This is a genomic window from Bacillus mycoides (assembly GCF_001757995.1).
GTDB lineage: Bacteria > Bacillota > Bacilli > Bacillales > Bacillaceae_G > Bacillus_A > Bacillus_A mycoides_B.
The window spans coordinates 413,804-438,967 of the sequence record NZ_LXLV01000062.1 but is presented as its reverse complement, the minus strand read 5'-3'; the positions used below and the strand labels follow the sequence as shown (position 1 = coordinate 438,967).

Annotated in this window: 30 protein-coding genes; 19 read left to right on the top strand and 11 right to left on the bottom strand. The window is 36.2% G+C overall.

Going from position 1 to position 25,164, the window contains the following annotated elements:
• Positions 1–124: 124 nt before the first annotated feature.
• Positions 125–367, bottom strand: a complete 243-nt coding sequence (locus tag BWGOE10_RS32585; RefSeq protein WP_081338188.1) for a CDGSH iron-sulfur domain-containing protein — start codon at positions 365–367, stop codon at positions 125–127.
• A gap of 103 nt (positions 368–470) precedes the next feature.
• On the opposite strand from BWGOE10_RS32585, the gene BWGOE10_RS20600 reads away from it, so the two are divergent.
• Positions 471–716 (top strand): YqkC family protein, encoded by a 246-nt coding sequence (locus tag BWGOE10_RS20600; protein ID WP_000358701.1) that lies wholly within the window; start codon positions 471–473, stop codon positions 714–716.
• Positions 717–726: 10 nt separating this feature from the next.
• On the opposite strand, the gene BWGOE10_RS20595 is transcribed toward BWGOE10_RS20600, so the two are convergent.
• Positions 727–1,650, bottom strand: coding sequence for an alpha/beta hydrolase (locus BWGOE10_RS20595; protein WP_070144768.1), 924 nt, complete (start codon positions 1,648–1,650; stop codon positions 727–729).
• 82 nt (positions 1,651–1,732) lie between these two features.
• On the opposite strand from BWGOE10_RS20595, the gene BWGOE10_RS20590 reads away from it, so the two are divergent.
• A complete protein-coding gene (locus BWGOE10_RS20590) occupies positions 1,733–2,209 on the top strand; it encodes a GNAT family N-acetyltransferase (RefSeq protein ID WP_070144767.1) in 477 nt (158 codons plus the stop codon).
• Positions 2,210–2,323: 114 nt separating this feature from the next.
• The gene (locus BWGOE10_RS20585) at positions 2,324–3,247 is read left to right on the top strand and encodes a LacI family DNA-binding transcriptional regulator (RefSeq protein ID WP_070144766.1); all 924 of its coding nucleotides are present in this window, start codon (positions 2,324–2,326) and stop codon (positions 3,245–3,247) included.
• 24 nt (positions 3,248–3,271) lie between these two features.
• Here the strand turns inward: BWGOE10_RS20585 and BWGOE10_RS20580 are convergent, their stop codons facing one another.
• Complete coding sequence (locus tag BWGOE10_RS20580; RefSeq protein WP_070144765.1) at positions 3,272–4,591, bottom strand: Na+/H+ antiporter family protein; 1,320 nt, start codon at positions 4,589–4,591, stop codon at positions 3,272–3,274.
• A gap of 116 nt (positions 4,592–4,707) precedes the next feature.
• Positions 4,708–5,709 (bottom strand): alpha/beta fold hydrolase, encoded by a 1,002-nt coding sequence (locus BWGOE10_RS20575; protein WP_070144764.1) that lies wholly within the window; start codon positions 5,707–5,709, stop codon positions 4,708–4,710.
• A 131-nt stretch (positions 5,710–5,840) separates the two neighbouring features.
• Between BWGOE10_RS20575 and BWGOE10_RS20570 the strand changes: the two genes are divergently transcribed.
• A complete protein-coding gene (locus BWGOE10_RS20570) occupies positions 5,841–6,317 on the top strand; it encodes a ribbon-helix-helix domain-containing protein (RefSeq protein ID WP_070144763.1) in 477 nt (158 codons plus the stop codon).
• Between the two features lie 164 nt (positions 6,318–6,481).
• Here BWGOE10_RS20570 and BWGOE10_RS20565 read toward each other — a convergent pair whose 3' ends face one another.
• Complete coding sequence (locus BWGOE10_RS20565; RefSeq protein ID WP_070144762.1) at positions 6,482–8,071, bottom strand: bifunctional metallophosphatase/5'-nucleotidase; 1,590 nt, start codon at positions 8,069–8,071, stop codon at positions 6,482–6,484.
• Positions 8,072–8,282: 211 nt separating this feature from the next.
• Between BWGOE10_RS20565 and BWGOE10_RS20560 the strand changes: the two genes are divergently transcribed.
• From BWGOE10_RS20560 to BWGOE10_RS20550, 3 genes are all read left to right on the top strand, one after another.
• Positions 8,283–8,546, top strand: coding sequence for a YqkE family protein (locus BWGOE10_RS20560; protein ID WP_070144761.1), 264 nt, complete (start codon positions 8,283–8,285; stop codon positions 8,544–8,546).
• Between the two features lie 67 nt (positions 8,547–8,613).
• Positions 8,614–9,138, top strand: coding sequence for a GrpB family protein (locus BWGOE10_RS20555; RefSeq protein WP_070144760.1), 525 nt, complete (start codon positions 8,614–8,616; stop codon positions 9,136–9,138).
• Positions 9,139–9,267: 129 nt separating this feature from the next.
• Entirely contained in the window at positions 9,268–10,095 is an 828-nt protein-coding gene (locus tag BWGOE10_RS20550; RefSeq protein WP_070144759.1) for an aldo/keto reductase, read from the top strand.
• Between the two features lie 29 nt (positions 10,096–10,124).
• Here BWGOE10_RS20550 and BWGOE10_RS20545 read toward each other — a convergent pair whose 3' ends face one another.
• Positions 10,125–11,039, bottom strand: coding sequence for an aldo/keto reductase (locus tag BWGOE10_RS20545; protein WP_070144758.1), 915 nt, complete (start codon positions 11,037–11,039; stop codon positions 10,125–10,127).
• Positions 11,040–11,092: 53 nt separating this feature from the next.
• Entirely contained in the window at positions 11,093–11,221 is a 129-nt protein-coding gene (mciZ, locus tag BWGOE10_RS20540; RefSeq protein WP_000870295.1) for a Z-ring formation inhibitor MciZ, read from the bottom strand.
• A gap of 74 nt (positions 11,222–11,295) precedes the next feature.
• Between mciZ and BWGOE10_RS20535 the strand changes: the two genes are divergently transcribed.
• Positions 11,296–11,835 (top strand): NUDIX domain-containing protein, encoded by a 540-nt coding sequence (locus BWGOE10_RS20535; protein ID WP_070144757.1) that lies wholly within the window; start codon positions 11,296–11,298, stop codon positions 11,833–11,835.
• A 23-nt stretch (positions 11,836–11,858) separates the two neighbouring features.
• Here the strand turns inward: BWGOE10_RS20535 and BWGOE10_RS20530 are convergent, their stop codons facing one another.
• Entirely contained in the window at positions 11,859–12,410 is a 552-nt protein-coding gene (locus tag BWGOE10_RS20530) for a GNAT family N-acetyltransferase (protein WP_000803499.1), read from the bottom strand.
• Between the two features lie 126 nt (positions 12,411–12,536).
• Here BWGOE10_RS20530 and spoIIM point away from each other — a divergent pair, with 126 nt between their 5' ends.
• The 9 genes from spoIIM (at position 12,537) to corA (ending at position 20,711) form a co-directional block, all read left to right on the top strand.
• Positions 12,537–13,184 (top strand): stage II sporulation protein M, encoded by a 648-nt coding sequence (spoIIM, locus tag BWGOE10_RS20525; RefSeq protein ID WP_070144756.1) that lies wholly within the window; start codon positions 12,537–12,539, stop codon positions 13,182–13,184.
• 106 nt (positions 13,185–13,290) lie between these two features.
• Entirely contained in the window at positions 13,291–13,746 is a 456-nt protein-coding gene (locus BWGOE10_RS20520) for a Fur family transcriptional regulator (protein WP_000392654.1), read from the top strand.
• Between the two features lie 103 nt (positions 13,747–13,849).
• Entirely contained in the window at positions 13,850–14,080 is a 231-nt protein-coding gene (locus tag BWGOE10_RS20515; RefSeq protein WP_002088473.1) for a YqzK family protein, read from the top strand.
• Positions 14,081–14,086: 6 nt separating this feature from the next.
• Positions 14,087–14,977: a site-specific tyrosine recombinase XerD gene (gene xerD / locus BWGOE10_RS20510; RefSeq protein WP_070144755.1), complete on the top strand. Its 891-nt coding sequence runs from the start codon at positions 14,087–14,089 to the stop codon at positions 14,975–14,977.
• A 147-nt stretch (positions 14,978–15,124) separates the two neighbouring features.
• On the top strand, positions 15,125–15,844 hold the full coding sequence (locus BWGOE10_RS20505) for a FixH family protein (protein WP_070144754.1): 720 nt from the start codon (positions 15,125–15,127) through the stop codon (positions 15,842–15,844).
• A 364-nt stretch (positions 15,845–16,208) separates the two neighbouring features.
• A complete protein-coding gene (gene deoB, locus BWGOE10_RS20500) occupies positions 16,209–17,393 on the top strand; it encodes a phosphopentomutase (protein ID WP_070144753.1) in 1,185 nt (394 codons plus the stop codon).
• 12 nt (positions 17,394–17,405) lie between these two features.
• Positions 17,406–18,227: a purine-nucleoside phosphorylase gene (locus tag BWGOE10_RS20495; protein WP_001078443.1), complete on the top strand. Its 822-nt coding sequence runs from the start codon at positions 17,406–17,408 to the stop codon at positions 18,225–18,227.
• 7 nt (positions 18,228–18,234) lie between these two features.
• Positions 18,235–19,539, top strand: a complete 1,305-nt coding sequence (locus BWGOE10_RS20490; protein WP_070144752.1) for a pyrimidine-nucleoside phosphorylase — start codon at positions 18,235–18,237, stop codon at positions 19,537–19,539.
• Positions 19,540–19,748: 209 nt separating this feature from the next.
• On the top strand, positions 19,749–20,711 hold the full coding sequence (corA, locus tag BWGOE10_RS20480) for a magnesium/cobalt transporter CorA (RefSeq protein ID WP_070144796.1): 963 nt from the start codon (positions 19,749–19,751) through the stop codon (positions 20,709–20,711).
• A gap of 33 nt (positions 20,712–20,744) precedes the next feature.
• On the opposite strand, the gene BWGOE10_RS20475 is transcribed toward corA, so the two are convergent.
• Together BWGOE10_RS20475 and BWGOE10_RS20470 are read right to left on the bottom strand one after the other, a co-directional pair.
• A complete protein-coding gene (locus BWGOE10_RS20475) occupies positions 20,745–22,034 on the bottom strand; it encodes an NCS2 family permease (protein WP_070144750.1) in 1,290 nt (429 codons plus the stop codon).
• A gap of 134 nt (positions 22,035–22,168) precedes the next feature.
• Positions 22,169–22,840 carry an SIMPL domain-containing protein gene (locus BWGOE10_RS20470; RefSeq protein ID WP_002067033.1) on the bottom strand — a complete coding sequence of 224 codons (672 nt, stop codon included), beginning with the start codon at positions 22,838–22,840 and terminating at the stop codon, positions 22,169–22,171.
• 160 nt (positions 22,841–23,000) lie between these two features.
• On the opposite strand from BWGOE10_RS20470, the gene BWGOE10_RS20465 reads away from it, so the two are divergent.
• Positions 23,001–23,420 (top strand): MarR family winged helix-turn-helix transcriptional regulator, encoded by a 420-nt coding sequence (locus BWGOE10_RS20465; protein ID WP_070144749.1) that lies wholly within the window; start codon positions 23,001–23,003, stop codon positions 23,418–23,420.
• A 100-nt stretch (positions 23,421–23,520) separates the two neighbouring features.
• Positions 23,521–24,066 carry a hypothetical protein gene (locus BWGOE10_RS20460; RefSeq protein ID WP_070144748.1) on the top strand — a complete coding sequence of 182 codons (546 nt, stop codon included), beginning with the start codon at positions 23,521–23,523 and terminating at the stop codon, positions 24,064–24,066.
• Between the two features lie 23 nt (positions 24,067–24,089).
• Here BWGOE10_RS20460 and BWGOE10_RS20455 read toward each other — a convergent pair whose 3' ends face one another.
• Positions 24,090–25,154 carry an ABC transporter permease subunit gene (locus BWGOE10_RS20455; RefSeq protein ID WP_070144747.1) on the bottom strand — a complete coding sequence of 355 codons (1,065 nt, stop codon included), beginning with the start codon at positions 25,152–25,154 and terminating at the stop codon, positions 24,090–24,092.
• Positions 25,155–25,164: the final 10 nt, after the last annotated feature.

The window sequence follows — 25,164 nt, the reverse complement described above, 5'->3', positions numbered from 1 at the left end:
ATGTGAAGAATTGTGTGAAAATAGATGTAATAGGAATGGGGATAAAATCAGTAGAAATGTTGTAAGTATACGGTGTTAATAGTAAAAAAACATGCACAAAAAAATGTGCATGTTACGTACAAAACTATTCTGTCTCTGGTGCTCTAACAACAGACTCGAATTTGCCTTTATGCGAAGCATCGCAATAAGGCATGTTTTTCGATAAACCACAACGACATAAAGAAAATGCTGGTTTTGCTGGGAATACATTCCCTTGTGAGTCAACTAATTCCACGTCCCCTGTAACGCGAAAAGAGCCATTATCATTTACTTTAATTTGTACTTTTGCCAACCTTATCCCTCCTTCCCAAACGCTTAATCTCATCATATAATCAAGGAGAGTACTTGACAATACAAAAAGAGCACTTTGTTTGAGAGAGAAGAGAGTGTTATAATAGTTTTTATAACTGACTAGAGTAAGGTGACGAAAGATGGATAAAAAATTACGAACACTACAAAATATTGCAAATGAGCGCACGTGGGCATCATTTTTGAATGATAATCATCCATATAGTTTACTTCATTGGTCAATCGCAGGTGTAGGACAAGAACCGAAAGATGTTTGGTTACTGCAAGATGAGGTGACCTTTCAAACGACGGAATTTCCGACGCTAGATGAGGCAATAAAGTGGATTTCTGAAAATATGGAACAAGTTACAGACGTTTTAGCGCAGTAAAAAAACAGGCTTATGCAAGCCTGTTTTTTGTTTCTTTTACATATGTGTTTAAAAATTGATCGATGGCAGCTTCGTACTCTTCTTTATTTTCATTATAAGAGCAAGCGTGTGCACCATGTTCTGCAATATAAAGCTGTTTATTATTTTCTTTCGCTTCATAAAGTGATTTCGTCATATCAGATAAAATATAGTCATCATCTTTACTATGAATAAAGAGAACAGGATTGTTAATATTTTTTATACAATCAATTGGTGAAACTTCACGAATTGTATAGCCGTCACGAACTTTTAAAAAGGCATTTGCTAAAGGTAATAAAGGCCATTTTGGTAAATGAAATTCAACCTTTAAACGATGTTGTAACTGTCCATAAAAATCAGAGAAAGGACAATCAGCAATATAAAAATCGGCACCATCTTCTACAAGTCCCGCATATTGAAGAAGAGTTGCAGCACCCATAGATTCCCCATGAATTCCGAGTGTAATATTCGTTCCAAAACGATCTTTTAGCCAGTCAACTACTGACTTTAGATCATGTTTCTCATAATAGCCGTAGCTTGTCGTTTTACCACCAGTTTTACCATGACGGCGATGATCATAAATAAATACGTTATATCCTCTGCTTAAAAATAAGTTTGCATATTTAACAGAGTTCATTTTATTTACAGTCACACCGTGGCAAAAAATCATAAATTTATTAGAATGACCAGCTGGCATGTAATATCCATGAAGTTCATATCCGAATTGAGAAGGGATGTGAACCTCTTCTTTTTGAATAGCCTTAAAATCGTCCAAATGAAAATGTTTTCGCGTTTCGCGTTCTAAAACTTCTTCCTCTGTTTTTTTCTTCAAGTACATAACTTTATTTGTAAAGAAAATCCCAATCGCAGTTAGTGCACCTAGTATAGTAAACAATGCTGTAAAAAAACGTTTCATACTTTACCTCATCCTCCAAATACCTCTACATATGATACACTAACATTGTATCACAATGATGTGAAAAGGGGAGAAATCGTATATGGTTTATATACAAAAAATTACATCAGAAATGAAAGAAACAATTCGGGGGGTTATGTGTGAAAACTGGGGGAGTTCAATGATGGTCTCGCGAGGCAGAGCACATCAATTAGAACAATTACCTGGTTTTATCGCACTTAAAAATGACAGAATAGTGGGAATTATAACGTGCGAAGTGCTAGAAAACATGTGTGAAATTGTATCGTTAAATAGTTTTGAGGAAGGAAAGGGGATTGGAACAAAACTGGTGGATTGTGTATTGCAAATGGCAAGGGAAAATGAGTGTGAAAAAGTGTGGCTCATTACGACGAATGATAATATGAACGCACTTCGTTTTTATCAAAAACGTAACTTCATGATGACGAATTTGTATATTGATGCGGTAAAGGAAGCACGAAAAATAAAGAAAGAAATTCCGTTTATTGGTTATGATAATATCGCGATTTCACATGAAATTCAGCTGGAGTATATTTTATGAGTAGAGTGGAAGTTGTGTAACAATTTTCAGAAATATAAAACAATAATCTTGACGAATGTTATATTTTGGTTTAGTTTAAAATTGTAATCTATTACCATATTAAGGGGTGACGATGTGGCAACTATACGTGATGTTGCAAAATTGGCCGGTGTTTCAGTCGCAACCGTTTCAAGAGTCATTAACGAAAAAGGATATGTCCATGAAGATACGGTGAAACAAGTAAAAAAAGCAATTGAAGAGTTACAATATAGACCGAATGCTACAGCAAAGCCTTTATTTAAACAGCCTTCAACGATGATTGCATTACTTGTAGATAATTTGCATAATCCATCATATATCACTTTGCTCCGTTTCGTTGAGGAAATAGCATATAAAGAAGGGTATCAAGTAATAGTTTGTAATATAGAAAATAAGAATAGATACATAGATATGTTGGAGCAAAATAACATTGCAGGCGTTATAATGACGAAATCTGTTTTTCAAAGTATAGGAGAAATCTCACTTCCTTTCGCTGTGCTTGAAGAACGACAATCTCTTATGAGCTATTATGAAAGTGGACAGAAAGCTGTTTCTTTATTAAAAGAGAAAGGCTGCCAGTTTCTTGCTTATATCGGTGAGGGAGTAGAGAGTGAAGAAATGGAAGAGCATGTGGCAGGATTTCTAGATACTACTTGGAAAGAAGGACTTTCTTATCGAGAGGAAATTGTACAAGGGTATACGAATCAGCAGTTCCTTGAATTGTTACAAAAACATCCATACATAGATGGAGTTGTAGCTTCAAGTGATAAGGTCGCTATTGAGGTAATTAGGGCGGCGAAAACTCTTAATATTCATATACCAGGTAAGTTGCAAATCGTTGGATTTAACGGGAGTGTAGAGGGTGAATGGATAAGCCCATCGTTAACGACGATTGGAAGTTATATCGAAGAAAATGGGGAAATAGCTTTTCAGCAGTTAATAGGAAAAATAAAGAAGAAACAAGTGGGACAAGAAGTAGAAATAGAATTTAGATTCATTGAGAGAGAAACAACAAAGTAAAGGTGCGTTTTAAAAACGCACCTTTTAAAGTGTAATCGCGGCAATAAAGCCGAATATAAGTAACGGAATATTATAGTGCAGAAAAGTTGGAACGCACGTATCCCATATATGGTGGTGCTGACCATCAACATTTAAACCGGATGTTGGTCCAAGTGTACTATCAGATGCTGGAGAACCTGCGTCACCTAGTGCACCGGCTGTACCGATAATTGCAATTGTTGCCATCGGACTAAATCCAAGCTGGACGCATAACGGCACGAAAATTGTTGTTAAGATTGGGATGGTTGAAAAGGAAGAACCTATTCCCATCGTAACGAGAAGACCAATAACGAGCATAAGAAATGCAGCAAGTGGTTTATTATTTCCGATTATATGTGCACTCGTTTGCACAAGAGATTCAACATGTCCAGTTTTTCGAAGAACAGCGCCAAATCCAGCGGCAGAAATCATAACAAATCCGATAAAGGACATCATACGCATTCCGCTTGTTAAAATAGCATCTGCTTCTTTAAGAGGGAGACTACCGCTAACTGATAAGACGATAATACCTGCTAAAGCACCGAAGATCATTGATTCTGTTGTTAATTGAACAGTTAGTGTAGCAATTATAGATAATAAGCCAAAAGTAATGCTTTTTTTCGTATAGGGAACGATTTCATTCTCAGCAGCATGAATTTGTTCTGTTTCATATGTACGTGGTTTTCGGTATGTAATGAAAACCGCTACACATAATCCGATAATCATACCGATTGCAGGAATAGTCATCGCTTTTGGAATAAGTGCGACATCAAATGTAAGACCGCTTTGCGCAGCATTTGTTTGCAATACGTCATGATAAATTTTTCCGAATCCTGCTGGGACCCACATGTAAGGGGTAATTAACCCAAATGTAATAAGACATGTTACAAGCCTACGATCCACCCTCAGCTCATTTAATACTTTTAAAAGTGCTGGAATTAAGATCGGAATGAAGGCGATATGAACAGGGATAATATTTTGTGAGAAACAAGCCATTGTTAAAATGATAAATAATATAAGTATTTTAGAATAGACTTGTTTTTTCGTGTCTTGTTCGTTGCCGATCCATTTTAAAGCGGATTGGATCATTGCATCAGGAAGTCCTGTTTTTGAAAGGGAAATAGCAAATCCACCGAGCATTGCGTAGCTTAATGCGATAGGAGCACTGTTCCCAAGACCGGCTGTAAAAGTGCTAATTGTTTCTGAAATACCGAGTCCGCCGATAAGTCCGCCTGTTAAAGCTCCAACGATAATAGCGACAATGACTTGGACACGTAACAAACTAAGCAGTAGCATGACTGCTACTGCGATGAGTACAGCGTTCATAATAAATATAATCTCCCTAATTTTTATTCTGTTAAGGCAAGCAAATGTTTGCAGTGACATATACTTGCGACATATCATTATAAAATGTTTTCTATGAAATGTAAAAGAGCCTTTTGTTATGTATGTTGAAAAGATAGTTCTTGTTTAATTGATTGTAAAGATTTGGCGAATAGTTCAGGCTCTTCTAAATCTGGAGAATGTGCCGAGTTGGGAAACCAAACCATTTTTTTAATAGGAGCTTGAATGATATCGCAATATTGTTGAACGAGTGCATAAGGAGTTTGATAATCATAGCGACCAGAACAAAAATAAACAGGAACAGATAAACTTGAAATAGACGAAAAGAAATCGATTGTTAGCATCTCTTCCCATAAAACTCCGGATTTTAAATTTCCTGCGAGAAATTTGAACCAGTCTAATAGCGTATATTCAGGAGAAAAGAAACCTTTTCGTATGAAAGAAAAGGAAGATCCGTTTTGTATTGCTCCTCCAAATGTACCAAGCCACTTTCTTTGAATAATGAGACGCCTCGTATCTAAAAAAGGTGGTTTCCCTAATTTTAAAAGAGAAGCTAATGCCTTTTTATGGTCATGTTTTTTTGCAGAGCTAATTAAATGTCGGTATAGTAATTCTTCATTTTGCTTCATATGTACGATTTGACCGATGCCGATGTATGCTTCTATATATTCGGGATATTGACTAGCGATTTGTAGTCCGATAATACTCCCCCAAGAATGACCAGCGAGAAATAATTTTTGCTTATTAAAGCGTTTGAGAAGATATTGAATAACCTCTTTTGCATCTGAAACAAATTGATCAATCGTAAAATTTGTTTGGATATCCCGCCATAAAAAGGATTTACCTGCCCCTCGCTGATCCCAATTAATAACGATAAAGTGTTTTTCTAACTCTTTTTGGAAATGGCGAATAAAGCCGATTTGTGCCATACCAGGACCGCCGTGACAGCATAATAAAATAGGCTGTTCCACGTTTTGTCCGCGTATAAGGAGAGATTGTTTCCGGTCATTAATCATAACGCTTTCTATCGTAGCGATACTGTTAGGGATTAATTGCTTCTTTTCGTTATAAAACCGAGGGGTATGGCTACGAAAAAGCATATGTAAACCTCCTTCTCTTAAATGGTATGAATCGCACAGGCTCTTTCTTTTGCATATACTACTAGAAAATCATTGTATCATAACATACTGGTTTGATTTCAAGTTTAGGCGATTAAGAGAGGAGGGAGAATGTGACGATTGGAGAAATTATTGATTCTTTAAATAGGCGCGAATCAATCGCTATTATAGCGAAACGTCTTGAAATGAGCCCTTATACTTTATCCAAAAAATTAAGGGTGATTGGATATGAATATGATGGGGAGCAGAAAAAGCGTGTCTTTATAGGCGATGGAGAAGAACCGCGTCATTTGCAACTCCAAGAAGCTACTGCCCTTCAATATGCAAAAACGGATTATCAATTACTAATTTATGAACAATTGCAAAGTATTTATGAATTGTTAAGAAAAAGAGAAGAAGTAAGCGTGCCGATTATAAGTGGAATTTCAGAGAAAAAGAAACGAACCTTTTCTATTGATACGGAAATATTAGCGAGATTAGATGTTATATCCGAAGTTAAAGGGATTCAAAAGTCTAAAATTGTAGAAGAGGCACTACAGGGATTTTTGCAACGATATGATTTTAATGAGGTATCACATTTAGATAAATGAAGAAAAGGATACTATGTTCAAAGTAAGAACGAGTATCCTTTTTCAGGTTCATGTATATTACGAAAAAGTTAAAGGGTATGTGCGTATAATTTGTAATGAAAAGTGCTCCTTTTATAGGGGATGACATTTCCCATTTACAGCACATACAGTTATTTGAAAAATATTTAATTTAATTTTTGAATCCGTCCATCAATAATTGGCTGAATTGGTTCTTTCAATTGTTTTACATAATCGACTAACGCTTCAAAGTCGTTTGGACCCGTTTCAGCATTTTTTCCATTTTTAAATGATACGAATCCATCACCACCCGAAGCTAGGAAAGCATTTGCAACTACGCTATACGTTTTAGAGGCAACTAGTTCCTCACCATTTGTTAAATGGATATTCGTAACCTTTTCACCATTCGGTTGATTTGCATCCCAAGTATATTGAATACCTGAGATTTGGAGCATTCTCGTTGCGCCTTTTTGCCATTGTTGATTTAAAATATCGCGAATATCTTGACCTGTTAAATCTACTTTAATTAATTGATTCCCGAAAGGCTGAATACCGTATAATTCGCCCCATGTAATATCTCCAGCGTCTAAGTCATTACGAATGCCGCCAGGATTCATAAGAGCGATTTGCGCTTGCATTGTTTGGCGCTGTGCATCGGCAATTACATTTCCAAGAGTAGATTCACCAGCATCGTTTTGTTTACGGTCGATAGCTGCTGTAGATTTTCCAATAACTTCATTTACAAGCGGTGCAATTTTTTCTTTATATTGATCTAACTTTTGTTTTACTTGTTTATCAGGTTCTACACCTTCATGGTACGTTGTAATAACTTCAGCTTTTTTCTTAACAATATCTTTTGTTTTTCTATCAATCGTTACATCTACGTCTGAGAAAGCCGTTCCATAAGAATTTGCTTGTACGATAAGTTTATTATTAACTGTACCATTTACATACGTATGACTATGTCCGCCAAAAATAACATCAACTTCTGGATCTGTTTCATTTGCAATTCGAGTGAGGTCTCCATTTGTTACACCATACTCATCAGTTGTTCCGCCAACATGTGCAAGGACTACGATAGATTTAACGCCGAGACGCTTTAATTGTTGCGCTGATTTATTAATAGCTTCTACTTCGTCAGTGATTTCTACATTTTTAAGCATAGTAGGCATAACGACATTTGGCGTATCAGTTGTAACAACTCCAATGAATCCTACAGGAACTCCGTCAACCATTTTTACAGTAAATGGTGGTAAAAATAAGCGGCCAGTTGATTTGTTATAGAAGTTTGCAGCGACATAAGGGAAGTTTGCTCCTTTGAAATTCCCTGTTTTTTCGTGATATCCACCGTAAATGAGGCGTTTCATTTCATCGATACCTTCATCGAATTCATGATTTCCAATTGTACCAACATCAAACTTTAAGTCATTTAAAAATTCAATAGTGGGTTCGTCTTGTAATAAAGCTGAAACTGGTGGGCTAGCACCGACAATATCTCCAGCATGTACAAGAAGTGTATTTGGATTTTGTTTTTTACGTTCTTTTAAATAAGTGGCTAAGTAATCAGCACCACCAGCTTCTTTGTTGTTAATTTTTTTTACAGTGTCTAGTTGTCCATGGAAATCATTAATACCAAGCATTTGTACGTCTATGTATCGGTTTTGTTCAGCAGGAGTCTGAGATGGAGGAGCGGCGAACACGCTTGAAAAAGTCATGGTGCTTAAAATAGCGACAGCAGGAATAATTTTTTTCCACATAATTAATTTCTCCTTTTTTTATAATCTGACATCATACGACATAATTTTAATAGATTAATAGGATTATATCTATAGTAAAATTTAGTTTTTTCGAAAAATTAACATATTTACAAAAAATGAATAATAGAGAATCGGGGAGTAATGTACCTTTTTTATTGTCGATTTCGTCGTGTATCCTCTATAATGGAGAAAAAAGTAAAAGGTGATTAGTATGAAGAAAAAGAAGCAAAAACAAACACAAAGACACTCTCAAATGAATCAACCAGAGAAAGAATCGCTTACACTAGGTGATCAATTGAACGATTCGTTAATGCAACAATTAAAGAATAAGAAAAAAGAGTTGCAAGTGAGAGAAGAGAAAAAAGAGGCAGCAGAACTGGAAAGAAAGCGTCAAGAGAAAAAAGAACGTGAAAAGAATAAATCATTTGAAGAACTGTTAAGTGAAAGTAGCCTTACTTGGAAAGACTTTAAATAATAAAAAATGATCAGTGAAATGCCACTGATCATTTTTTTGACGAGTTTGTAAGAAAAGGGGAGTTAGAATGAGAAAAATTGTAGTCGTTCCGCATGAAAATCATTGGGGTGAAAAATTTCAAATGGCGGCTGAAAGATTAAAATTGGCGATGCCAGAAATGGTGAAAATTCATCATATTGGAAGTACATCAGTGCCAGGACTAGCAGCTAAACCTATTATTGATATGATCATGGAAGTAGAAAGTATTGACAGAGTAGATCAATGGAATGAGCAATTTAAAGAACTGGGTTACATCATTAAAGGAGAAAATGGTATTTCAGGCCGCCGTTATTTTATTCATGGAACGGAGGAAAAACGTTCGTATCACTTACACGTATTTGAAAAAGGAAATCCTGAGATAGTAAGGCATTTAGCATTTCGTGATTATATGATGGCTCATTGTGAAGAAGCAGAGGCGTATGCAGCTCTAAAGAAAGAACTAGCCGAAAAATATACATATGATGGTACGTTATATACGGAAGGGAAAAATGAGTTTGTACATAATGTTGATGAAAAAGCGAAGAAATGGATAAAAAATAACGTGAATGAATGAGTTCACGTTATTTTTTAAAAATGTATAAAATTATTATGTAAACTGTACGTATGTTTTGACATTTTGAATGAATCTTGTTGAAATAAAGTTGTGGTTTATAAAAATGTAACAATGAAAGGGAGAAAGACTGTGCATATTCCAACAACTACACTTCATAATGGTGTGAAAATGCCGATGATTGGTCTAGGCGTTTATAAAGCGAAAGAAGGCGACGAAGTTAAACAAGCAGTAAAAACAGCGTTAGAAGTTGGATACCGTTCGATTGATACAGCAACTGTATATGAAAATGAAAGCGGTGTCGGAGAAGCGGTTCGTGAATCTGGAATCTCGCGAGAAGACTTGTTTATTACAACAAAAGTTTGGAACGACGATCAAGGGTACGAGGGGACGCTCGAGGCGTTTGAAAAAAGTTTAAAGAAATTACAAATGGACTATGTAGATTTATATTTAATCCATTGGCCGATAAGAGGGAAGTATGTTGATACGTACCGTGCTCTAGAAAAGTTATATGAAGAAGGTAAAGTGCGCGCCATTGGTGTTTCTAATTTTCATAAACATCATTTAGAACTGTTATTACCAAATTGCAAAGTGAAGCCGATGGTAAACCAAGTTGAACTTCATCCAATGTTAGCGCAATTTGAATTGCGTGATTTCTGTCAAGGTGAGCAAATTCAAATGGAAGCGTGGAGTCCTTTAATGAGAGGCGGCAAAGTATTCCAGCATCCAATTATTCAGGCTATTTCTAAAAAATATGAAAAGTCACCTGCACAAGTTATATTAAGGTGGGATATTCAAAGTGGGATTGTGACTATTCCTAAATCTGTTACGCCATCTCGTATTAAAGAGAACTTTACTATTTTTGATTTCTCATTAACTGAAGAAGAGATGGATCAAATTAATACGTTAAATCGTAATTTACATGTAGGAACGAATCCTGATAAATATGATACGTTATAAAAAGACGCTACCAGTATGGTAGCGCCTTTTTAACGATGTAAAGCATATGTATCAAATTTAACAATTTGCTGAAGTTGTTTATATTCTTCTTTTGTTAAAGACATTTGTTCCCCAGCATGTACATTTGCTTGCAACTGTTGAATAGAGCTTGCACCAGGTATAACAGATGCAACAGCTTCATTATGTAAGCAGTATTGAATGGCCGATCCAGTCAAAGATCTTTCTCCTATAAGTTCTTTTACACTCGCGAGTGTTATATTTAATTCATCATAAGAATAGGAGAGGTAATCTTTTTCCTTCACTCTTTCTATCTTGCTTGCATTGTTGTTAGTTAAAATGCCTTTCGCAAGTGGTCCGCGTGCGATGACACTAATTTGATGTTCATTAAGAAGTGGGAACCATTCTTCAGGACGACGATTTAAAAGGCTGTATTCCATTAATACGCTAACGATATTTGATCGTTTTGCATACTCACGAATGACATTTGGACGTATAGAAGAGATGCCATAATGACGAATAATACCTTCTTTTTTTAATTCTTCAAAGGCTTCAACTGTTTCATCTATAGGATCTTCAAGCGTCCCGCCATGCAGTTGATATAAATCAATATAATCTGTTTGAAGTCTACGTAAACTCTCTTTTACTTCGGCCTTTATGTAAGCTTTAGAAGGATCCCAAGACCAGCCGTTTTTTTCTTCTGTCCATCGATTTCCAACTTTTGTTGTAAGAACAATTTGGTCGCGTTTTCCTTTCAGAGCTTTTCCAACAAATTCTTCATTTAATCCATAATCATATAAGTCCGCTGTATCAAAAAAGTTAATTCCTAAATCGATTGCCTCATCGATAATACGCATAGCCTCAGCCTCAGATGTACCGAGAGACATACAGCCAAATCCAATTTCCGTAACATATAAATCTGAGTTTCCTAATTGACGTTTTTTCATAGGTCAACCTCCTTATCTTTATTGTACGAAAGGGGAAGGAGGTTGACAAACGTTTACTTTTTATTTGCTGTAATCCACTCTTGTACAGTTGTATACTCTTTGCCATATTGTTTTAGCTTATGACGAATTTGCCATGCTTTGCCGACTAAAGTGACGCGATTTGGTAAAATGTAAACTTTCATTTCTATCACGCTCCTTTCAATGTGGTAAAATGTATGAAGAACGATTAGGAAATAGAACAGGGAGATGAAGTAGTATGAGTAATCTTGCAGAAAGAACAGTAAAAACTGAACCGATTTTTGATGGTAGAGTTATAAAAGTTCGTGTTGATGATGTAGTATTACCAAATGGAGAAATGAGTAAACGTGAAATCGTAAATCACCCTGGGGCGGTTGCTATTATTGCTATTACTGATGAAGGGAAAATTGTACTTGTCGAGCAGTATCGTAAAGCTCTTGAAAAGACAATTGTGGAAATTCCAGCTGGGAAGTTAGAACCTGGGGAAAAGCCAGAGGTAACAGCAGTTCGTGAATTAGAAGAAGAAACAGGATATGTATGTGAAAATATGGAGCTTATTACATCTTTCTATACATCACCTGGTTTTGCAGATGAGATTTTATATGTATATAAAGCAACAGGATTAAAACAAAAAGAAAATAAAGCAGCTTTAGATGAAGATGAATTTGTGGAATTAATGGAAGTGTCATTAGAAGAAGCGGTTGATCTTATGAAAGACCTTCGCATTCATGATGCTAAGACGATGTTTGCAGTACAATATTTACAATTACAAAAATAAACACTCGCCTAAGGCGAGTGTTTTTAGTTAATTTTTGCATATACACGTGCATCGCGTAAGCTGCCATCTGGTGCTAGGAAATCATTTTCCATTGTACCTTCTAAAATAAATTCTAGACGTTCTGCTAAGTTACATGCGTTCACGTTTGTTGCATCAGTACGAATTTCAATTCTTCTAGCACCTAGCTTATCAAAAGCGAACTGAATCGCACCTTTAACAGCTTCTGTCATATAGCCTTGTTTTGTATAGGCGCTATGTAACCAGAAGTGAAGTGAAAACTTTGGAATGTCCCAGTTTTCAGGCTTAAGAGTAATAGCCCCGATGAATGTACCAGATACTTTATCGTATAAGTGAAAATCAAGTGTTTCACGAAGTAAAAACTGTCCGTGAGCTTCGCGAACAATTTCTTCCGCACTCTCTTCTGTTTCAGCTGTAATTGGCATCCACGGTAATAAGTCTTCTAGAGAAGCTTGGATTGCTTCATATACTTCTGTACCGTCACCCGGAAACGGCTTACGTACTTGCAAGCGCTCAGTTTGAAATAACGTTGGAAAATCTAATAATAATGGTTTCAAGAGAAATCCCTCCTATTCTCTACTATTTAGTTTAGCAAAGTAGAGCGGAATTTCAATGTTAATTCGTCATACTTTTTTTCTTTCTTTCATACATTTTTAGTAAGAGTGTGAACGGAGGGAAGGAAAATGTGGCGAAAAACGTGGCAAGACCGTGTAATGTCTCACATACAGGAAAACTCTTCACTATATATATTTAATGCGGTTTTATTACTGATGGGAGTAATATTTGGAGCGATTCTTGTGAATAGTTTACAAATAAACCAAAAGCAAGATTTATCATTTTATTTACAGCGTTTTTTTGGACAAGTTTCTAAAGGAGAATTTGCTGTCGCGGGCGAAATGTTTCGAGAAAGTTACTTTTCGCAATTAAAATATATCGGCTTTATTTGGATTTTGGGGATTTCAATTATTGGGTTGCCGCTCATTTTTATCTTACTATTTTTAAAAGGGATAGTTGTTGGATTTACAGTAGGTTTTTTAGTAAGTCAGCACGGATGGAATGGACTATTATTAGCATTTGTATCTGTATTGCCACAAAATTTAATTATAATTCCTGTATTTCTCGTTATGACAACAATTGCTGCAAGTTTTTCCTTGAGAATGATTAGACATCAATTTATCCGGAAAATAACTGAGCCACTATTACCGTTATTAATTCGCTATACATGCTTTTTTCTCGTGATTGGAGCGGTATTAGCTATTGCTTCCAGTGTCGAAGCGTATGCATCACCAGTTTTAATGAAAGAAGTTGTGGAAGCTATTAACAAACAATAAATACTTTTTGAGAATAATTATCAATTTGTTTTTATTGTTTTTCTTTTGACAGGAGCCCTTCTTCTGATATAATGGTGTAAGAGTGGCGAGGAGGGAGTAGTACCGAATGGAAGAAAGAATTGAACGAATTAAGAAGCAATTACATGCAGCGAGCTATAAATTGACACCACAACGTGAAGCAACAGTTCGTGTGCTGCTAGAAAATGAAGAAGATCATTTAAGCGCAGAAGATGTATACCTCCTTGTAAAAGAAAAGTCGCCAGAGATCGGATTAGCAACCGTCTATCGAACTTTAGAGTTATTGTCTGAGTTGAAAGTTGTCGATAAGATTAACTTTGGGGACGGTGTTTCGCGTTATGACTTACGCCAAGAAGGTGCACAGCGTTTCCATCATCATTTAATCTGTACACAATGCGGTGCTGTACAAGAAATACAAGAAGATTTACTTGGTGAAGTGGAGAATAAAGTGGAACGAGACTGGAGCTTTAAGGTGAAAGATCATCGTTTAACATTCCATGGGATTTGTAAAAATTGTCAAGAAAATGAAACGGATGAAAAATAACCTTTTCCTATTTAACTAGGAAGAGGTTTTTTATTTGAATAAGGTATAAATTGGTGAAAGCTTGGCATATGTTGTAATAACTTATATTTTGGAGGAATTTACAATGCGCCGAGCTTTAAAATTAACTTTTGATGGGATGAAAGTATTTTTATTATTTACAAGTTGTACGATTTTGTTTTATTTCGCTATACTATGGATAAATGAAGAATATGAAAGTTACCATCGTTATGAAAAGCCAAAAGAAGAGACTGTAGAAAAAGTATCAGGGAATGAGGAGCCGGAAAAGGATGCTTTCGTAAATAGAATGATGTTTTTCTATGAAAATGGGGAGTAGTGTAGATTGGAAGATCAATTAAAAGATTTTATTCATTATATGATTGTTGAAAAAGGTTTGGCGAAAAATACAGTTGTATCTTATGAACGCGATTTGAAAAGCTATGTGAAGTATTTGCAAAATGTAGAACAAACGAAGACGTTTCATGAAGTGACACGCTTGCATATTGTTAACTTTTTGCAGCATTTAAAAGAAAACGGGAAATCTTCAAAAACATTGGCGCGTCATATTGCATCGATTCGTTCGTTTCATCAATTTTTACTTCGTGAACGAGCAGTGGAGCATGACCCATCGGTACATATTGAAACGCCACAAGGGGAACGGAAATTGCCAAAAGTATTATCAATCGACGAAGTAGAAGCATTACTTCAGACCCCGAAAGTGACGAGTGCTTTTGGGATTCGTGATAAGGCAATGTTAGAGTTATTGTATGCAACAGGACTTCGTGTTTCAGAATTAATTGCATTGAATTTAGAAGATGTGCACTTAACGATGGGGTTTGTTCGCTGCATTGGGAAAGGGAATAAAGAAAGAATTATTCCATTAGGAAGCTTAGCGACGGAAGCAATTCAAAAGTATATTGAAAAAGGAAGAAGAGAACTGATGGGTAAAAAAGCAGTAGATGCACTCTTTTTAAACCATCATGGTAATCGATTATCAAGACAAGGGTTTTGGAAAATTTTAAAACGATTAGCGAAAGAAGCAAATATTGCAAAAGAGCTTACACCGCATACGTTACGTCACTCGTTTGCTACGCATTTATTAGAGAACGGGGCAGATTTGCGTGCTGTACAAGAGATGCTTGGACATGCAGATATTTCAACAACGCAAATCTATACGCATGTTTCAAAAACTAGATTAAAAGATGTATATAAACAGTTTCATCCGAGAGCATAGTCACTATGCTCTTTTTTTCATAGATTCAAAAGGGTAAAGTACTTCACAAAAACTTCACAAACATTTCGTACATTGTTTTCAGCGGAAGACTAGAATATTACAATGTATTTCCTCTATACTAAATAAGGAATGAAGGAGGAAATGATGATGAAAAAACTTATTATGATTTTATTTATCGCGATGCTAGCGTTGGCTGGCTGTAATACAAACAAAGAAGAGCCGAAAAAAGAAAAGAAACTTGAAAGTATAAACGTAGCGATTCAAACGAATCCGAAAGAAATTAAACCTGGTGAAAAAACAGAAGTACAAGCACTTGTTACACAAGGAAAAGAAAGAGTAACGGATGCTGATGACGTAAAGTTTGAGATTTGGAAAGATGGCGACGAGAAACACGAGATGTTAGATGGTAAGCATAAAGGAAAAGGTGTTTATGCAGTAGAGAAAACATTTGAAACTGATGGAGTATATCATATTATTCCTCATACAAATGCACGTGATATACACGTTATGCCAGAACACAAAGTTGCTGTAGGGAATGCGAAAGTAGAAGATGCGAAAAAAGAAAGTGGTGATCATAAAAGTGACACAATGATTCATCTTATGGCCGGTGACATAAAAGCAAATGCTGAATCAACAATGAAAGTCCATTTAAAGCAAAAAGAAGAAGCGTTAACTGGTGCTGAAGTGCAACTTGAGATTTGGAAAGATGGTGTTGAAAAACACGAATTTATTCCGGCGAAAGAAGGGAATAAAGGGGAGTATGAAAGTAAACATACTTTCAAAGAGAACGGTGCTTACAAAGTGAAAGTGCATGTAAGAAAAGGCGAACTGCATGAACATAAAGAAGAAACAGTAGAAGTAAAATAAAAAGCAGCTCTTTAGAGCTGCTTTTTATTTTTATATTAGGAAATATGTTATGAAATGATTAGCACTTCTTTGCAGAATGGATTACAATAGAAGTGTGAAGAAAATGAGAAATTCTACGAAAATGTATTAAAAAGAAAGCGTAAACATGTTATGATATCAATATCAGATGTCTGACATCTGACTTAGGAAAAACTAGAAATGTTTTTGATTCGTTTGAAAGTAAAACGAAAAAGTTAGAGAATGATTTAAAGCAGTACTGTTTAATAATGAGGACGAAAGATAATTCCCATTGATAACAGTTTCACTTTATAGCGTTTTGAACATACTACAAGAAGTAGAACTGAACTTATAGGAGGTCGCAGTTATGAATAAATATAAACGTATTTTCCTAGTCGTAATGGACTCAGTAGGGATCGGTGAAGCACCAGATGCTGAGCAATTTGGTGATTTAGGTTCTGATACAATTGGTCACATTGCTGAACATATGAATGGATTACAAATGCCAAACATGGTGAAATTAGGTCTTGGTAACATTCGTGAAATGAAAGGTATTTCTAAAGTAGAGAAACCGCTTGGATATTATACAAAGATGCAAGAAAAATCTACTGGTAAAGATACAATGACAGGACACTGGGAAATCATGGGCCTTTACATTGATACACCATTCCAAGTGTTCCCTGAAGGATTCCCGAAAGAATTACTTGATGAATTAGAAGAAAAAACAGGCCGTAAAATTATCGGTAATAAGCCAGCTTCTGGAACTGAAATTCTTGATGAACTTGGTCAAGAGCAAATGGAAACAGGCTCTTTAATCGTTTACACTTCTGCAGATAGCGTACTACAAATTGCAGCACACGAAGAAGTAGTGCCACTTGATGAGTTATATAAAATTTGTAAAATTGCACGTGAACTAACGTTAGATGAGAAGTACATGGTAGGACGTGTTATCGCTCGTCCATTCGTTGGAGAACCTGGGAAATTCACACGTACACCAAATCGTCATGACTATGCGTTAAAACCATTCGGTCGTACGGTAATGAATGAATTAAAAGATAGTGACTATGATGTAATTGCTATCGGTAAAATTTCTGATATTTATGATGGTGAAGGGGTAACTGAATCACTTCGTACGAAGTCTAATATGGATGGAATGGATAAGCTTGTAGATACATTAAACATGGACTTTACAGGTCTTAGCTTCTTAAACTTAGTTGACTTTGATGCATTATTCGGTCACCGTCGTGATCCACAAGGATACGGAGAAGCTCTGCAAGAATATGATGCACGTCTTCCTGAAGTATTCGAAAAACTACAAGAAGATGATTTATTATTAATTACAGCAGACCACGGTAATGATCCAGTACATCCTGGTACTGATCATACACGTGAATATGTACCGTTATTAGCATATAGCCCAAGCATGAAAGAAGGCGGACAAGAGTTATCACTTCGTCAAACATTTGCTGATATTGGTGCAACTGTAGCAGAAAACTTTAATGTTAAAATGCCAGAACATGGAACAAGCTTCTTAAACGAGCTAAAGAAATAGGGGGATAAACAGATGAATCGTGAACTAATTACAAAATCAGCTTCATACTTAAAAGAGAAATTTCAAGAGACACCACAAGTAGGACTAATCCTTGGATCTGGACTAGGTGTATTAGCAGATGAAATCGAGAATGCAGTAACAGTACCATACAGTGAAATCCCTGAATTCCCAGTTTCAACTGTAGAAGGACATGCAGGTCAACTTGTATTCGGTACACTTCAAGGTGTAACAGTAGTAGCTATGCAAGGACGTTTCCATTTCTATGAAGGATACGATATGCAAAAAGTAACATTCCCAGTTCGTGTTATGAAAGAACTAGGTGTAGAAACAGTTGTTGTAACGAACGCAGCTGGTGGTGTAAATACATCATTTGAACCAGGCGATCTTATGTTAATTTCAGACCACATTAACTTCATGGGTACGAACCCATTAATCGGACCAAATGATTCTGAAATGGGTGTACGTTTCCCTGATATGTCTACATCATATACGCCAGAACTTCGCGAAATGGCGAAACAAGTTGCAGCAGATTTAAATATTAAAGTACAAGAAGGTGTATATGTTGGAATGACAGGTCCTGTATATGAAACACCTGCTGAAATTCGTATGCTTCGTACACTTGGCGGAGATGCAGTTGGTATGTCAACAGTACCTGAAGTAATTGTAGCGCGTCATGCGGGTATGAAAGTACTTGGTATTTCTTGTATTTCAAATATGGCAGCGGGTATTTTAGATCAGCCACTTCACCACGATGAAGTAATTGAAACGACAGAACGTGTTAAAGCTAACTTCTTAGCATTAGTAAAAGCAATTGTAAAACAAATGAAGGGGTGACTTCACAATGAGAATGGTGGACCTAATTGCAAAAAAACGTGATGGACAAGCATTAACGACAGAAGAAATTAACTTTATCGTTGAAGGATACACAAATGGTGATATTCCTGATTATCAAGTAAGTTCACTTGCAATGGCAATTTTCTTCCAAGATATGAATGATCAAGAACGTGCTGATTTAACGATGGCAATGGTAAATAGCGGCGATACAATTGATTTATCAGCCATTGAAGGGGTAAAAGTAGATAAGCATTCAACAGGTGGTGTTGGTGATACAACGACACTTGTATTAGGTCCATTAGTAGCTGCTTTAGGTGTACCAGTTGCGAAAATGTCTGGACGAGGTTTAGGACATACGGGTGGTACAATTGATAAATTAGAAGCAGTACCAGGATTCCATGTGGAAATTGAAAATGATGAATTCATGCGTCTTGTAAATGAAAATAAAATTGCTGTTATCGGTCAAAGTGGAAACTTAACACCTGCTGATAAAAAATTGTATGCACTTCGTGATGTCACGGCAACAGTAAACTCAATTCCGCTTATTGCAAGCTCGATTATGAGTAAGAAAATTGCTGCTGGTGCAGATGCAATTGTTCTTGATGTAAAAACTGGAGCAGGAGCATTTATGAAAACAGATGAAGATGCAAAGCGTTTAGCAGAAGCAATGGTACGCATCGGTAATAACGTTGGTCGTAATACGATGGCAGTTATTTCTGATATGAGTCAGCCGCTTGGTGAAGCAATTGGTAATGCATTAGAAGTACAAGAAGCAATTGATACATTACAAGGTAAGGGACCGAAAGATTTAGAAGAGCTATGTTTAACGCTTGGAAGTCAAATGGTATACCTTGCTGGACAAGCTTCATCTTTAGAAGATGCACGTGAAAAATTAATTGAAGTAATGAACAATGGAAAAGCGTTAGAAGCATTTAAAACGTTCTTATCGGCGCAGGGCGGCGATGCTTCTGTTGTTGATGATCCTTCTAAATTGCCACAAGCACAATATAAAATTGAAGTGGAAGCGAAAGAAGACGGTTACGTATCGGAAATCGTTGCAGATGAAATCGGAACAGCAGCAATGCTTTTAGGAGCAGGGCGTGCAACGAAAGAGTCTGAAATTGATTTAGCAGTTGGTCTAATGCTTCGCAAAAAAGTAGGCGATAGCGTGAAAAAAGGTGACTCTCTTGTTACAATTTACGCAAACCGCGAAAATGTTGAAGACGTAAAAGCGAAAATTTATGAGAACATGAAAATCGCTAAAGACCACGTAGATGCACCAACTTTAGTACACGGAATTGTAACGAAGTAATAAAGTGAAACTTTAATCAGTGGGGGCTTTATCTCCACTGATTATTAGCCTTCACCAATCGGGCGTTTACGAGCAGCCCGACCCAGACCTAACTTCTTTGCTTTCGCTGAATTTTGAGGTAGGGGTCTTACTGCCCGCAAATAGCGGGATAAAAAAAGCTGAGGAGATTTCTCCTTGGCTTTTTTTACTATTTTTTGTTTATAATAATAATGGGTGAAATTATGATTAGAATTTGTGCAATAACGAAAAAAAATGAAGTTTTATACGATGTGTCGCTAGAAGAAACGAAAAAAGAAAACATCGTATGGTATTGGCTTGATTTATATAAGCCGACGAAAGAGGAGTATACATATATTTTACAAGATCACTTCAAGTTCCATCCCCTTGCAATTGAAGATTGTGTAGAGTATGTACAGAGACCAAAGGTAGATTTTTATGATGGATATAACTTTTTAGTTCTTCATGCATTCGGAGAAGACGGATTAGAACCGCATGAAATCGATTTATTTATTAGTGATCGATATATAGTGTCTTTCCATTTCTCTCATAACAATGCGATTGAAAGAGTATGGAAAACGCTCGGTGAAAAGAAACGTATTAAGAAGAGTCCTTTGCATGTAGCACATACAATTATTGACCAAATTGTAGATGATTATTTCGCACCTGTTTATTACATCGAAGACCATTTAAATGCAATTGATGATAATTTAACGGGTGAGACAGCAGGAAGTGTGCTAGAAGAGGTATTTGATATTCGGACAGATTTATCTAAGCTAAGGCGTACGATTATTCCGATGCGTGATTTATTGTATCGCATTTTAAATTCAACTCGTTTTTACGGTATAAGCGATCATGAAATTTATTTTAAAGACATACATGATCATTTGCTTAAACTGACAGAGATGATTGAAGCGAGCCGTGAATTAACAGCAGATATTCGAGATAGTTACTTTTCATTAAATTCCCACCATATGAACAATATTATGAAAACATTAACTGTTTTCTCAACTATTTTCATGCCGTTAACATTTATTGCAGGGGTATACGGCATGAACTTCGCACATATGCCAGAGCTTGGCGGGAAGTATAGTTATTTTATTTGCTTAATTTTAATGGCGTTAATTGGCGGCGGAATGATGGCTTGGTTTTATAAAAAAGGTTGGTTTAAGTAAAAAAACACCGAGGATTTCCTCGGTGTTTTTTTCTTAGCCAATAGCGTGTAATACGAACATGGCTAAGAATAAGCATGTAATAATATACATGGACGGTGCGACTTCTTTACGCTTTCCAAGAGCAACTTTCAAGATAGGATAAGCAATAAATCCGAACGCAATGCCATCAGCGATACTATATGTGAGCGGGATCATAACGATAATTAAAAACGCTGGAAATCCTTCTGAAAAGTCGTTCAGAGGAATTTGTTGAATGCTTGTAATCATCAGACCGCCAATAATAATTAAGATTGGTGCAATGGCACTATCAGGAATTATTTTGACAAACGGAAGCGCAAACAGTGATGCGAAGAATAACAACCCTGTAACGATAGACGTCAGACCTGTTTTTCCGCCTGCAGTAATACCTGCGGCACTCTCTACTGTTGAAACGGTAGGGCTTGTGCCAAATAGACCACATGTCATTGCTGAAATTGCATTTGCTTGGTAAGCACGTGGGAATTTACGATCATCTTCTAATAAACCGTGCAGTAGTCCCATGTTCTCAAAAATAAGCACCATGCTTAAGGAGAATGTTGCAATCCAAAATGGTAAGGAAGAAAGTTTTCCAAATGACATAGCTCCAAACACATCGCCATAATTAGCGAATGAAAACGAACTATTTCCCATTTGACTCGTATCAACAAGACCAAACAGCCATGCAATACCAGTTCCAATTGCAATCGTCCATAAAAAGTTTCCACGTACGTTACGAACAAATAGCACAAGTGCCACAATAAGAGTAAGTAGTGTTGCAAGAACGATAGGACTACTTAATTTCCCCATTGCAACAGCAGTATTAGGATGCGAAACGACTAAACCACCTTTTTGCAAGCCGATGAAAGCTAAAAACAACCCGATACCGACAGTGATCGCTTCCTTTAATGACTTTGGAATCGATACCGAAAGCACGCGAGCAATTGGTGTAAAAGCAGCAATTGCAAAAATAATACCGGCGATAAAAACAGCTGCCAATGCTTCTTGCCAAGCTAAACCGAGCGTATGCACAGCAGTGTACGTGAAGAATGCATTTACACCCATACCAGGGACAAGAATAGCAGGTGCATTTGCCCAAAATGCCATAAGTAGACATCCGACAAATGAACTGAAAACAGTTGCCAAAATTCCTGCTTCAAGAGGAATGCCGGCATCTGATAAGATTGACGCATTTACAATCATAATATAAACGATTGTGAAAAATGACGTGACTCCAGCTAAAACTTCTTGTTTTGGTGATGTTTGGTGTAAGTCTAATTTAAATGTTCTTTCAAGTATTCCTTTCATGTTAAACCTTCTTTTTCATATCCCTCTCCCACCCGTGATATCTCTTATGTAAGAGCTCACCGTCCTTTATTATATCAGAACATCATGTTTTTACAACAACGAAAATGATAACGGTTACTTATAAATGAATTTATTTATAAATACGTAAAAATTGCCCGGATAGATGAAATGATTTCTAGTTCTCCTGATTGAATGGGCGGAGCTGCTTGCGCATGCAAAGTAGCATATGATGCGATCTCCCGTGGTAATTGGACAGATTCTTCAACGAATGAGAGGGGAACAGGATTAATATTTAAATTGTAGGTACTCGCAATTGTACGAGCTTTGTCTACTGCTTGTTGCAGAGCTTGAATGAGAGCTTGCTCATAATATTTATTTGGATGAGATATTCGAAAACGTAATCCTTTTGCAACGTTTGCACCATTCGAAACGGCTATATCATATACTTCCCCTGCTTTTTGCACATTTAAAACGGTAATTTCATACAAATGCTCCACACGGTAGCCTTGTAGTAATGCTTTATCATTTACATATTCGTATTGAGGCGTAATCGTATAAGAAATGGTTTCTATATCTTTATCGGCAATACCTAGCTGTTTGAGTGCATCAAGTAATTGTTTCGATTGCACTGCATTTTCTTCTTGCGCTTGTTTTACATTTTTACTATCCGTTCGAATGCCCAGTGTTAATATGACAACATTTGGTTTTGCTTTTATAATGCCTTCTCCTTGTACAGTAATAGTAGCTTCTTTACCAGTATTTGTCGTACGGATATTATGTAAATACGGATTCATTCCACTTTGCATTTATGCTCACCATCCTTTTTTACATGTATATGTGTGAACAAAAAAGAAAATCGTATGAAAAAAGTTACATAAATGAGAATGTTGAGGGAAGAAAGCATATACAACATAGGTATTTATAGATTATAATATTTGTAAATATGATAAAAAAGGGACGAGGCTAGTGAACGAAAATAGAGAAACACTGATTTTAGATTTATCTGCATCATTTCGAAAGATGATACGTTTATTACAAAATGATATTAATACACGTTTTTCAGAGCATATGCCATATAACGAATTCTCTGTATTACGTGCGTTATTTTTAAAAAGTCCACAGATGGCTTCGCAAATTGCGAGTGAAGTAAACGTAACCTCCAGTCATATTACAGCTGTAACAGATCGTCTCGTACGAAAAGGGTTTGTTGAAAGAAAACGTTCAAATTCAGACCGTCGTATCGTGTACTTAGAAATTACAGAACACGGACGAGAAGTAACTGAAAAGCTTGAAGCTGTGCGTAAAGAATATTATAAAGAGAGATTTAAAGGTTGGAGCGACCAAGAGATAGAAATGGTTTTAGAACTATTTGGCCGCGTATTATAATAAATGAGGATAGGAAGCGATAGCTTTCCTATCCTTTTTCTTTTGAATAAAAATATTTTGAAACCCCGATACTTTAATTAAAAAGATTGGAGGAAAGATTATGAAATATATTGCTGCACTTACCATTTTACTTGGAAGCTTTTTCTGTTTTACTACATTCATGTACGCCGATACCCCTATCCAAGTGGTGCAAAAAGAAGTGAAGTACATTGAAAATGATAATACTGTCTTATATTCGAAATTATGGGTTCGTTCTATGCAAAACACAGTGTTATTCCACCATAGCGATAATATTCGTAATCAGGACACTCTGCGTAACGTAACAAGTTCATCGCTCGTTAAAGCGAAGCAATTACCGTTTCAAAAAGCAGCTATGTACATTCCGAGATTATCGCAGTACGTATCGAAGGCAGGAAAAGAAAATATCCAAGTGTATTACATTGCGGTGCACTATAATGTGAAAAAAGAAAATGCATATCAATTAAATGGTATGAACTATTTTCTGCAAGTGTTTCTGAAAGAGCGTGGGGAATGGAAAATTGCTGAAAGTGTAGTCGCACCGACAGAACAAATTGTACAAAACGGTGATGGATTTGGGATGAAAGAAGAGATGGTGTATGGGGATAGGAGAGAGAATGTAAAATAACCTCCTTTTGAGAGGAGGTTATTCTATTTGAAATTCCAAGAGACCTTCAATCTCAATATTTTAGATAGAAGAAAATAGCTAATTATGCTTGTTCCGAACAAACCAATGTAAAAATTAAGCAACGAATGGGTTCCGCCAATTATTAAACCACCGCTAATTCCAATACAGAAAATAGCGCAGACCATAAATATTTTTTGAAGCTTTGGATATAGTAAGAAACTACCATTCCGCTCATTGAATGAACGAACATATAAATATATACCGAGTGGTAATAAAATAATTATATTTACAATAGGTCCAATCAATGTTTTTACTGAAGGGATTTTTGTAAAGTTTGGTTCATTATGACGCACTCCATCAGGATCGGTATAGGCACTTTGCGGATTATAATCAAATCTAATATGAAAATCTTCTGCTGGACCTGAAATGCGTATGTTTTCCATAACACGATGCATATTGCCATTGTCCTCATGAAAGTCAGTATTCGAGTGAACAGCGATGACTGCTGAGATAAGGGATGGAAATAACAATGGAAACATGAATATAGCTGCAGTGAGAAGTCCCTGCGAGAGAATATTCCCAGTAATTGTTCCTATACATAAAGCAAGCGTATAAATAGCAATTAATACAATTAACATGTATATAAAGTAGCTATGAAATGGGGAGAATACTTGATACTTATTATGAAAAGTCAACTTTTTCATAATAGCAAATAGTCCCCAGTTTAAAACGACAATCGCAACAATATTACAGATTCCAAACAACCATTTTGTTATATAGAGGTGTGAACGTTTAAAGGGCATAGACCACAACAAGTCACTAGAGTTATTTTGTCTTTCCCAACCAATTAATGTACAAGCTAGAACGATAAGTACACCACCTAACAGTATGACAGGGTCTATAAGTGTTAAATCAAAGTGGTAGTGATATACATAGTTCCACTTTTTATTGTCATTTAGAAAGTATAGCTGTTGAATAGAAGCCATATAGTATTTATATGATAAAGTATAGAAGCTAACGAACCAAAACAACCACACAACATATTTACTTTGTTGATACGTTCTTAGCCATAGTGCTTTTTGAAACATAGGCCCCCTC

What these genes read in the sequence shown, in the direction of transcription:
- BWGOE10_RS32585 (WP_081338188.1), bottom strand. Translation starts at nt 367, where the DNA reads ATGATGAGATTAAGCGTTTGGGAAGGAGGGATAAGGTTGGCAAAAGTA.
- BWGOE10_RS20600 (WP_000358701.1), top strand. Translation starts at nt 471, where the DNA reads ATGGATAAAAAATTACGAACACTACAAAATATTGCAAATGAGCGCACG.
- BWGOE10_RS20595 (WP_070144768.1), bottom strand. Translation starts at nt 1,650, where the DNA reads ATGAAACGTTTTTTTACAGCATTGTTTACTATACTAGGTGCACTAACT.
- BWGOE10_RS20590 (WP_070144767.1), top strand. Translation starts at nt 1,733, where the DNA reads ATGGTTTATATACAAAAAATTACATCAGAAATGAAAGAAACAATTCGG.
- BWGOE10_RS20580 (WP_070144765.1), bottom strand. Translation starts at nt 4,591, where the DNA reads ATGAACGCTGTACTCATCGCAGTAGCAGTCATGCTACTGCTTAGTTTG.
- BWGOE10_RS20575 (WP_070144764.1), bottom strand. Translation starts at nt 5,709, where the DNA reads ATGCTTTTTCGTAGCCATACCCCTCGGTTTTATAACGAAAAGAAGCAA.
- BWGOE10_RS20565 (WP_070144762.1), bottom strand. Translation starts at nt 8,071, where the DNA reads ATGTGGAAAAAAATTATTCCTGCTGTCGCTATTTTAAGCACCATGACT.
- BWGOE10_RS20560 (WP_070144761.1), top strand. Translation starts at nt 8,283, where the DNA reads ATGAAGAAAAAGAAGCAAAAACAAACACAAAGACACTCTCAAATGAAT.
- BWGOE10_RS20555 (WP_070144760.1), top strand. Translation starts at nt 8,614, where the DNA reads ATGAGAAAAATTGTAGTCGTTCCGCATGAAAATCATTGGGGTGAAAAA.
- BWGOE10_RS20545 (WP_070144758.1), bottom strand. Translation starts at nt 11,039, where the DNA reads ATGAAAAAACGTCAATTAGGAAACTCAGATTTATATGTTACGGAAATT.
- mciZ (WP_000870295.1), bottom strand. Translation starts at nt 11,221, where the DNA reads ATGAAAGTTTACATTTTACCAAATCGCGTCACTTTAGTCGGCAAAGCA.
- BWGOE10_RS20535 (WP_070144757.1), top strand. Translation starts at nt 11,296, where the DNA reads ATGAGTAATCTTGCAGAAAGAACAGTAAAAACTGAACCGATTTTTGAT.
- spoIIM (WP_070144756.1), top strand. Translation starts at nt 12,537, where the DNA reads ATGTGGCGAAAAACGTGGCAAGACCGTGTAATGTCTCACATACAGGAA.
- BWGOE10_RS20520 (WP_000392654.1), top strand. Translation starts at nt 13,291, where the DNA reads ATGGAAGAAAGAATTGAACGAATTAAGAAGCAATTACATGCAGCGAGC.
- BWGOE10_RS20515 (WP_002088473.1), top strand. Translation starts at nt 13,850, where the DNA reads ATGCGCCGAGCTTTAAAATTAACTTTTGATGGGATGAAAGTATTTTTA.
- BWGOE10_RS20505 (WP_070144754.1), top strand. Translation starts at nt 15,125, where the DNA reads ATGAAAAAACTTATTATGATTTTATTTATCGCGATGCTAGCGTTGGCT.
- deoB (WP_070144753.1), top strand. Translation starts at nt 16,209, where the DNA reads ATGAATAAATATAAACGTATTTTCCTAGTCGTAATGGACTCAGTAGGG.
- BWGOE10_RS20495 (WP_001078443.1), top strand. Translation starts at nt 17,406, where the DNA reads ATGAATCGTGAACTAATTACAAAATCAGCTTCATACTTAAAAGAGAAA.
- BWGOE10_RS20490 (WP_070144752.1), top strand. Translation starts at nt 18,235, where the DNA reads ATGAGAATGGTGGACCTAATTGCAAAAAAACGTGATGGACAAGCATTA.
- corA (WP_070144796.1), top strand. Translation starts at nt 19,749, where the DNA reads ATGGGTGAAATTATGATTAGAATTTGTGCAATAACGAAAAAAAATGAA.
- BWGOE10_RS20475 (WP_070144750.1), bottom strand. Translation starts at nt 22,034, where the DNA reads ATGAAAGGAATACTTGAAAGAACATTTAAATTAGACTTACACCAAACA.
- BWGOE10_RS20470 (WP_002067033.1), bottom strand. Translation starts at nt 22,840, where the DNA reads ATGCAAAGTGGAATGAATCCGTATTTACATAATATCCGTACGACAAAT.
- BWGOE10_RS20460 (WP_070144748.1), top strand. Translation starts at nt 23,521, where the DNA reads ATGAAATATATTGCTGCACTTACCATTTTACTTGGAAGCTTTTTCTGT.
- BWGOE10_RS20455 (WP_070144747.1), bottom strand. Translation starts at nt 25,154, where the DNA reads ATGTTTCAAAAAGCACTATGGCTAAGAACGTATCAACAAAGTAAATAT.